Origin of the sequence: Streptomyces capoamus (assembly GCF_014654935.1) — a bacterium.
Taxonomy (GTDB): Bacteria; Actinomycetota; Actinomycetes; order Streptomycetales; family Streptomycetaceae; genus Streptomyces; species Streptomyces capoamus.
In genome coordinates this window covers 73,088-82,122 of record NZ_BNBF01000019.1, presented here as the reverse complement: position 1 = coordinate 82,122, position 9,035 = coordinate 73,088, and the positions used below count along the sequence as shown (strand labels likewise).

General features: G+C 70.7%; 7 protein-coding genes. 4 read left to right on the top strand and 3 right to left on the bottom strand.

Translation table 11 applies throughout. The features are described 5' to 3' along the window. Positions 1–228: 228 nt before the first annotated feature. The 3 genes from IE312_RS26845 (at position 229) to IE312_RS26835 (ending at position 3,913) form a co-directional block, all read left to right on the top strand. Complete coding sequence (locus IE312_RS26845) at positions 229–1,341, top strand: LacI family DNA-binding transcriptional regulator (protein ID WP_189984898.1); 1,113 nt, start codon at positions 229–231, stop codon at positions 1,339–1,341. A gap of 441 nt (positions 1,342–1,782) precedes the next feature. Next, positions 1,783–2,862 (top strand): metallophosphoesterase, encoded by a 1,080-nt coding sequence (locus IE312_RS26840; RefSeq protein ID WP_189984897.1) that lies wholly within the window; start codon positions 1,783–1,785, stop codon positions 2,860–2,862. A 190-nt stretch (positions 2,863–3,052) separates the two neighbouring features. Beyond that, positions 3,053–3,913 carry a hypothetical protein gene (locus IE312_RS26835; protein ID WP_189984896.1) on the top strand — a complete coding sequence of 287 codons (861 nt, stop codon included), beginning with the start codon at positions 3,053–3,055 and terminating at the stop codon, positions 3,911–3,913. Positions 3,914–3,941: 28 nt separating this feature from the next. Here IE312_RS26835 and IE312_RS26830 read toward each other — a convergent pair whose 3' ends face one another. Together IE312_RS26830 and thiC are read right to left on the bottom strand one after the other, a co-directional pair. Further along, entirely contained in the window at positions 3,942–5,048 is a 1,107-nt protein-coding gene (locus IE312_RS26830) for a hypothetical protein (protein WP_189984895.1), read from the bottom strand. 34 nt (positions 5,049–5,082) lie between these two features. Then, complete coding sequence (thiC, locus tag IE312_RS26825; protein ID WP_189984894.1) at positions 5,083–6,882, bottom strand: phosphomethylpyrimidine synthase ThiC; 1,800 nt, start codon at positions 6,880–6,882, stop codon at positions 5,083–5,085. Positions 6,883–7,132: 250 nt separating this feature from the next. Here thiC and IE312_RS26820 point away from each other — a divergent pair, with 250 nt between their 5' ends. Next, positions 7,133–8,665: a YibE/F family protein gene (locus IE312_RS26820; protein WP_189984964.1), complete on the top strand. Its 1,533-nt coding sequence runs from the start codon at positions 7,133–7,135 to the stop codon at positions 8,663–8,665. A 146-nt stretch (positions 8,666–8,811) separates the two neighbouring features. Here the strand turns inward: IE312_RS26820 and IE312_RS41985 are convergent. After that, on the bottom strand, positions 8,812–9,035 hold a 224-nt coding region (locus IE312_RS41985; RefSeq protein WP_229900474.1), incomplete at its 5' end, for an SsgA family sporulation/cell division regulator.

Here is a 9,035-nt window from a genome sequence, read left to right as displayed (position 1 = left end):
GCTTGCGCCGTGGCGCGCGTCCCTCGTGAAGGTGAGTTGAGACCTCTTCGAGACATCGGGCACGTGGCAGGCCCATCCGCGTCGACAAGTAACGTCTTGCCATTCGATCGCTCAACTACCTTCTTTTCCAAGGCAGTTGACGGCTCATGGCCTTGCAGAAACGTGCCTGTCAACGCGTGCATATGCGTCCGCACTACCCCACCACATGAGCCCTACTATCGGCTCGCCATGACAGCAGCAGGGAAGCACCAGGTGAGCCGCGCGGAAACCTCACGTCGAGGCAGTCGGCCGGGCCGGGCGGGCATCAGAGACGTTGCCGCCGCCGCCGGGGTCTCCATCACGACCGTGTCCGACGCCCTCAACGGCAAGGGCCGGCTCCCGGATGCCACCCGGCGCCACGTCCGTGAGGTCGCCGACCGGCTGGGGTACCGACCATCGGCCGCCGCCCGCACCCTCCGTACCGGCAAGTCGGGCCTGATCGGCCTGACCGTGACGACGTACGGGGATGAACCTTTCACCTTCACGGAGTTCGCGTACTTCGCCGAGATGGCCCGGGCCGCCACGTCGGCCGCGCTCGCGCGCGGCTACGCCCTCGTCATCCTGCCCGCGACCTCCCGCCATGACGTGTGGTCCAACGTCGCCCTGGACGGCACGGTCGTCATCGACCCCTCCGACCAGGACCCGGTGGTCAGCGAACTCGTCCGGCAGGGGCTGCCGGTCGTCTCCGACGGCCGCCCGGCCGGCTCCCTGCCGGTCACCGCCTGGGTCGACAACGACCACGAGGCCGCGGTGCTCGGCATCCTCGACCACCTCGCCGACGCCGGCGCCCGCCGCATCGGCCTGCTCACGGGCACCACGACGGACACCTACACCCACCTGTCGACCACCGCCTACCTGCGCTGGTGCGAACGCGTCGGCCAGGATCCGGTCTACGAGGCCTACCCGGCGCACGACCCGTGCGCCGGCGCCGTCGCCGCCGACCGGCTGCTCGCCCGCCCCGACCGGCCCGACGCCGTCTACGGCCTGTTCGACCCCAACGGCACCGACCTGCTCGCCGCCGCCCGCCGCTACGGCCTCCGCGTCCCCGACGACCTGCTGCTGGTCTGCTGCAGCGAGTCCACCGTGTACGCCAGCACCGAGCCGCCCATCAGCACGCTCTCCCTGAAGCCGCGCCGTATCGGCACCGCCGTCGTCCAGCTCCTCATCGACGCCATCGAGGGCGTCGAATCCGACCACCCGGTCGAGCAGGTGATACCGACCGAACTGATCGTGCGCACGTCCTCCCAGCGCCGGCCTCCGCGCACGACGGTCAGCCCGCCGCGGACACCGGACGACACGTAACGCGGCCTGCCGTACCGGCCGCCTCCGGGCGGGTCGCCTCCGGGCCGGTCGCCTCCTGGCCGGTACGGCGGCGGCCAGAGGGGCGCGAACACACCCGCCCGGCCGGTGCGGCGATCGCGGTCGCGGGCACGGAAGCGGGCACGGAAGCGCCCGCACCCGCACGGCCGTCGCGGCCGTCGGACGACGCGGGAATGCCCGGGCCGGTCGGGAGCCGGCGCGTCGTGGAACCGGCCGGTCGGCTCCCCGATCGGCCGTCAGCGAGTCGAACATCTGCCCAAACGGGGCGAAAGCCGCGGCGAACCGGAGTGTTGTTCCGATTCACCACCCCTGGGTCATCACACGGCGCGACGCGCGTTCCTATGATGGGCGCACGACACCGCGGACCGCTGCGACCAGGCAGTCCGAAGCGGTGCAGATGCGGCGCGATGGTGGAGGGGTCTGATGACTCAGGGGGCCGGTCAGGGACCCGAGACGGAGCGGACGGCGACGCTGCGCGACTTCCGGGTACCCGCGTACGTCCACGAGACCGGTCCGTACGTCCGCAGCATCCACCCCGGCGATGTCGTCCCGCCCGCCGAGGAGGCGTACCCCGGGGGCTACACGCCCACCCAACGCGACCTGCCCGTCATCAACCGCGGCGACACCCTCCAGGTCCCCGTCGAGCCCGCGCCCGCCGCCCCGGCGCCGCAGCCCGCCTCCGGCCCCGGACCCCTCTACGTCGTCGGTGACGTGCACGGTTACCTGGACGAACTGCTGGCCGCCCTGCGGGAGCAGGGGCTGATCGACGCCTCGGGCCAGTGGTGCGCCGGCACCGCCCGGCTGTGGTTCCTCGGCGACTTCACCGACCGCGGCCCGGACGGCATCGGCGTCATCGACCTGGTCATGCGGCTGTCCGCCGAGGCCGCGGCGGCAGGCGGCTACTGCAAGGCCCTGATGGGCAACCACGAGCTGCTGCTGCTCGGCGCCAAACGGTTCGGTGACACGCCCGTCAACTCCGGCGCGGGTACCGCCACCTTCCAGGCGGCCTGGCTGCTCAACGGCGGCCAGAAGACCGACATGGACCGCCTCCAGGACCACCACCTGCAGTGGATGGCCCGTCTCGACGCCGTCGAGGAGGTCGACGGCTACCTGCTGCTCCACTCCGACACCACCGCCTACCTCGACTACGGCGACTCCATCGAGGCGGTCAACGACACCGTCCGCGAGACGCTGACCCGCAACGACGCCGACGAGGTCTGGGACCTGTTCCGCAAGTTCACCAAGCGCTTCTCCTTCCGGGACGAGGGCGGCGCCGACGCCGTGCGCTCGCTTCTCGATACGTACGGCGGCGCCCGGGTCGTTCACGGGCACAGCCCCATTCCCTACCTCCTCGGCGAGGTCGGCTCCGAGGACGGCGAGGAGAACACCGGCCCGGTCGTCGAGGGACCGCACATCTACGCCGACGGGCTGGCCATCGCCATGGACGGCGGCGTGACCATGGCCGGGAAGCTGCTGGTCCAGCAACTCCCCCTGGAGATCTGACGGTCCACAGCAGGTGTCCCCGGCCGCGTCCGCGCAGGCAGACGCGCAGGCAGGAACGTAAATTCCGGCAATCCCCTGTCACCGCGCGCCGTCACGGCTCTACCATCGGCTTATCCGTAGCAGGCTCCCCTCCGTTTCTGCCCGACGGCTCGCCGGCGTGCGAGCCCCCAGCCCTACGGAGCATCGGGGGATGCACATGAACAGCGTTCCGCAGTACCTGCAGAGCGAGGACCGCCAGGAATTCGAGCGGCTCCTCGATGAGGCGCTGCGCTCCGCACCGCACCGACCGGAGACGGCCGCCGTCGGCCGGCGGCTCAACCCCGAACAACTGCGCACCATGGCGCTGAGCGCCTCCGCCCTGATCACGGCAGCCGCGGCGGCCGAGTACCAGCACTACGTCACACTCCGCGACGCGCTGCGCCACCCGGCGCCGACCGCCGACGCGTCCGATACGGCCGCCCCCGGTCCGAGCACCGGCCTCGCCACCCCCCACGGCGAAGCCGCCGACGCAACCGCCGCCGGCACCGGCGCCGGCGCCGGCGCGGTCATCGCCGTCCTGGCCCCCGTCCTCTCCGGAACCGCCGCGGTGATCTTCCTGCTGGTGGGCTACCTCCTGAAGATGCTGGGTGCCGGGCACACTCTCGCCCGGACCCTGCTCACCACCGGCTGGGTGTTCGGCGCCATCACCGCGGCCGCGATCCTCGTCGCCGCCGTCGGACTGCTCCTCACCGCCCTGCGCAACAGCACCCCGGCGGACGGGCCGGACCGGGACGCCGCCCACGAGGAACTCGGCAGGGCCCGGGAGGCCTGGCGGAACGCCCTGCTGGAGCGTGGCATCCTGCCCTTCCTCCAGGAGGCGCTCGCCGCGCCCGGCACGACCGGCGCAGGCCACCCGGCCCCGCCCGCGCCGACCGGCCGCATACCGCGCCTGGGCTACGACCGCCCCGGCTTCACCAGCCCCGACGGCGGCACCGGCTCCGGCCGCCCCAGCTTCACCAGCCCCGACTACTCGAGCCCGGACTTCGGCGGCCCCGAGCACCAGCCCGAGTGACGAGGGCCGTTCCGGGCGTCACCCTCGGTTAGGCCATGCGGCGAACGACCTGCGCGGCCGCCCTTTCGACCGATGTGCGGCTGTAGACATGCACCAACGCGAGATGGAAGAGGGCGGGGGCGAGAGGGGCCCACCGATGGATCCGATCGGTACGGAGCAGGTACTTGATCACTGACGCCGGGCGGAAGGGCACGTAGTCGATGGTCTGGTGTTCCCATCTGTCCGCGACCCCGCGGCTCATACGAGACTGCAGACCCTCGCAGGTCAGGTGCTCCAGCTTGGCGTAGAAGTGGGCGCTCCAGTGCCGTTTGTCGAGATCCAGCACAAAGGCGAGCAACTCGATTTTGTATTCGCCCGGTTCGATGGCCAGCTCCTCCCGCATGCCGCGCCGGGCGACGGCGTGCAGGTCCGGAGCGCTTCTGCCCGACGAGTCGATGTGCCGGGACAGCCCCTCATTGACGGACGAGTTCCACACTCCGGGAGCCATGCGGACCCGGTCACTGCGCCGGCTGACGACCAGCATGTCGTCGGCCGTCACCACCGCGATGTTGACGGCGAAACTGCAGTGGAGGAACGCGGGAGCCCGGAGCGGGTCTTCCGGGTCGATATAGCGCGAACGGGGGGTCGTACCGTCGGGCAGCCGGCGGTCGAGCTGCTGGGCCGCGAGGAAGGTGTAGTAGTCCGTCGGACGCAGCCGCAGATGTACTTCGGGCCGCTCGTCGAGAGCGGTCCGGGAGACGTCGAGCGATTCGACCGCGTAGCGCGGACCGTTCCACAGCGGTGTCCCGCCCTCCGACTGCACACGCGCGCACTCCGCCTCGATCTCGGCCCGCCAGCCGGACATGTCCGCCGGCAGCTCGATCTCCTGGTCGAGTACCTGGATGTAGACGGATCTGCTGGATATGGGCGACTCCCCGTCTCCCTCCACGATCAGGGCGGACGTGTGCAGGGGTCCCAGGGAGAAGGTCCTCCACGCGGGGCCGGACTCCTCCCGCTGCCGGAGGCTGCGTACCGCCCGCGCGGAGCGCGTACGCAGCCTGTACCAGCCGTCCTGCAGCGGTTGCTGGAACAGCACCGCGAACAGCATCCCCAACACAGCACCGACGACTCCGTTGACCACGTCCACCCCGCCCATGTGAGGCATCGTAGAGAGTCGTCCGTGCGCCGGCTCAGTCGGCGAGCGGCAGATACACCCTGTTCCCGCTCGCCGCGAACTCCTTCGACTTCTGGAGCATCCCCTCGGCGATCTCCTCGGGTGAAGCCCCGTCAGCCGCCGCGCCACCGAACCGCTCCGTGATGCTCTGGCTGATCTTCATGCTGCAGAACTTCGGGCCGCACATGGAGCAGAAGTGGGCCGTCTTGGCGGGCTCGGCGGGCAGGGTCTCGTCGTGGAACTCCCGTGCCGTGTCGGGGTCCAGGGCGAGGTTGAACTGGTCCTCCCACCGGAACTCGAAGCGGGCGTCGGACAGTGCGTCGTCCCACTCCTGCGCGCCGGGGTGCCCCTTGGCGAGGTCCGCCGCGTGCGCCGCGATCTTGTAGGTGATGACTCCGGTCTTGACGTCGTCCCGGTTGGGCAGGCCCAGGTGTTCCTTGGGAGTGACGTAGCACAGCATCGCCGTGCCCCACCAGGCGATCATCGCGGCACCGATGCCGGAGGTGATGTGGTCGTACGCCGGCGCGATGTCCGTGGTCAGCGGGCCGAGCGTATAGAACGGAGCTTCATCGCAGATCTCCTGCTGAAGGTCGATGTTCTCCTTGATCTTGTGCATCGGGACGTGCCCGGGGCCCTCGATCATCGTCTGTACGTGGAAACGCCTGGCGATCCGGTTGAGTTCCCCGAGCGTGCGCAACTCCGCGAACTGCGCTTCGTCGTTGGCGTCCGCGATCGACCCGGGCCGCAGACCGTCGCCCAGCGAGTACGTGACGTCGTAGGCGGCGAGGATCTCGCACAGCTCCTCGAAGTTCTCGTACAGGAACGATTCCTTGTGGTGCGCCAGGCACCACGCGGCCATGATCGAGCCGCCGCGCGAGACGATGCCGGTCTTGCGGTGGGCGGTGAGCGGGACGTACGCCAGCCGCACGCCCGCGTGGACGGTCATGTAGTCCACGCCCTGCTCGGCCTGCTCGATGACGGTGTCCTTGTAGATCTCCCAGGTCAGTTCCTCGGCCTTGCCGTCGACCTTCTCCAGGGCCTGGTAGAGCGGCACCGTGCCGATGGGGACGGGGGAGTTGCGCAGGACCCATTCGCGGGTGGTGTGGATGTTGCGCCCGGTGGACAGATCCATGACCGTGTCGGCACCCCAGCGGGTCGCCCAGGTCATCTTCTCGACCTCCTCCTCGATGGAGGAGGTCACCGCGGAATTGCCGATGTTGGCGTTCACCTTCACCAGGAACCGCTTGCCGATGATCATCGGCTCGATCTCCGGGTGGTTCACGTTGGCCGGCAGCACGGCCCGGCCCGCCGCCAGCTCCTCGCGCACCACCTCCGGCGAGACGCCCTCCCGGATGGCCACGTACTCCATCTCGGGCGTGATCTCCCCCCGGCGCGCATACGCGAGTTGTGTGACCGCCTGGCCCTCGCGGCCCCGGCGCGGCTGTCGCGGACGTCCCGGGAAGACCGCGTCCAGGTTGCGCAGCCCGCCACGCGGTGAGGTGTGCTTGATGCCGTCGTCCTCGGGACGGACCGGGCGGCCCGCGTACTCCTCCGTGTCGCCGCGAGCGACGATCCAGTTCTCCCGCAGCGGCGGCAGGCCCCGGCGGACGTCCGTGTCGACGAGCGGATCGGTGTACGGGCCGGACGTGTCGTACAGCGTGACCGACTGCCCGTTGGTGAGGTGCACCTGACGGACCGGCACCCGCAGGTCGGGGCGCGATCCCTCGACGTACGCCTTGTGCCAGCCGACTGTCTTCCCGGCCTCCGGCTTCTCGTCCTGGACGGAGGCAGGGGTGCGTGCATCCTTGTTGGTCATGAGACCTACTCCCTACGCCGGCATTACCCGGTAACAGGTTCGGCGGTCGACGCAGCGGTGTCCGTCAGCCGGCGCTTCCCGTGGAACATCGGTCGTTCCACGTGAAACATCGCGTGTACGGAGGTCAGCGCCCTCTCAGCCCGGTGCTCCGAGCTCCCGCGTGTGCAAAGGTGACTCCACGCTAGCGCCATGTGTGGCGCGGTGAACAGTGGGCCCCCACCGTTCTTGCGATGATCTGGCGGTGACCAGGATGGAGCAGTACCCCTACCAGCCGCCCGAGCCGCACGGCCGAGACGGCTCGGTCCAGGGCGTCGCACACGGCCACCGAGCGTCGCAGGCCGGCCGTGCTGCCGCTCCTGCGCAGGGGCACGCGGACGGCCACGGCCACGGCCATGGCCACACAGCCGGCTCCAACGGCCCCAGCGGCTCGGGCGGCTCGGGCGGCTCGGGCGGCTCGGGCGGCTCGCACAACCATGGCTCCGCGCACGGTCACAGTCACAGCCACGGGCCTGCCGCCCCCGTGTCCAAGCATCTGCGCAAGGTCATCGCGGCGGTCCTGGTCCCCTTCACCGCGGCGGTCCTCGTGGGTCTCGTGGTGCTCTGGCCCGGCTCGGCCCCCTCCCACAAGCGCACGGGCGTCGGCTTCGACCGGCAGACCCAGCAGGCCACCGTCACCCGGGTCGTCGAGGTGAGCTGCACGTCGGTGCACGCCTCCGGTGGCACCCCGACGGACGGCACGGCCGCCACCGGGGACACGTCGGCGCGGCAACAGGCCGACGGCTCGTGCAAGAAGGCGACCGTGCGCGTCGACACCGGCAAGGACCAGGGCCGTACGTTCACCGAGATCGTGCAGCCGGACCAGACACGCCAGCTGCACCAGGGCGAGAAGGTCGTGGTCGCCTACGAGCCCTCGGCCCCCAGGGAACTGCAGTACGCGGTGACCGATGTGGACCGCAAGTTCCCCATGGCGCTGCTCGCGGGCATCTTCGCGGTGGCCGTCGTCGTGGTGGGCCGGCTGCGCGGGGTCATGGCACTGGTCGCCCTGGCCGTCAGCTTCCTGGTGCTGACGCTGTTCATCCTGCCGGCGATCCTGCAGGGTTCGAACCCGCTGCTGGTCGCCGTGGTGGGGGCCAGTGCCATCATGCTCATCGCCCTGTACATGTGCCACGGCCTGTCGGCCCGTACGTCCGTGGCCGTGCTCGGCACGCTGATCTCGCTCTCGCTGATCGGTGTGCTCGGGTCGCTCTTCATCGGCTGGGCGGCGCTGACCGGCAACACCGACGACAGCACCGGGCTGATCCACGGCCTGTATCCGTCGATCGACATGAGCGGCCTGCTGCTGGCCGGTGTCATCATCGGTTCGCTCGGCGTCCTGGACGACGTCACGGTGACCCAGACGTCGGCCGTCTGGGAGCTGCACGAGGCGAACCCGTCGATGGGCTGGCGCGGCCTGTACCGGGCGGGCATCCGCATCGGCCGCGACCACATCGCCTCCGTGGTCAACACCCTCGTCCTCGCCTACGCGGGGGCCGCGCTGCCGTTGCTGCTGCTGTTCTCCATCGCCCAGAGCAGCGTCGGGACCGTGGCCAACAGCGAGCTGGTCGCGGAGGAGATCGTGCGCACGCTGGTGGGTTCGATCGGTCTGGTGGCCTCGGTCCCGGTCACCACCGCGCTGGCCGCCCTGGTCGTGGCGGCCGACCGGCCCGGCCCGCACGCCACGGCACCCGCCGGCGCACAGGCCGCGCCGGCACGGGGCGGCCGTGGCCGGCGCCGGAAGCGGTGAACACGGGGCCGGAACGGTGCGGACCAGGGCGCACCCCTGCCGCACCGGTGGACGGGCGCGGATGCCGGTGACCAGCCGATTGCAGAAGCGTTCCTGCACGGTCCCGTGCGACGTGGCGGAGCGTCGGCCGACCGTGCCGTAACGCTTCAGCCGGCGCTCTGCTCCTCGGCGAGGATGCGGTCCAGAGCCTCGTCGAGGTGAGCGTCGAAGTCGGCCAGCGCGCCCTCCTGGCCGAGCGGCACCAGCTTGTCCGTGCGGTCGAGGAAGGCCACGAGCGGTGGCGCCGACGAGCGGAACAGCGCCTGGTCCCCACCGACCTGAAGCCGGATCAGCACCTCACCCAGCACCTCGGCATCGGTGGGAGCGATGT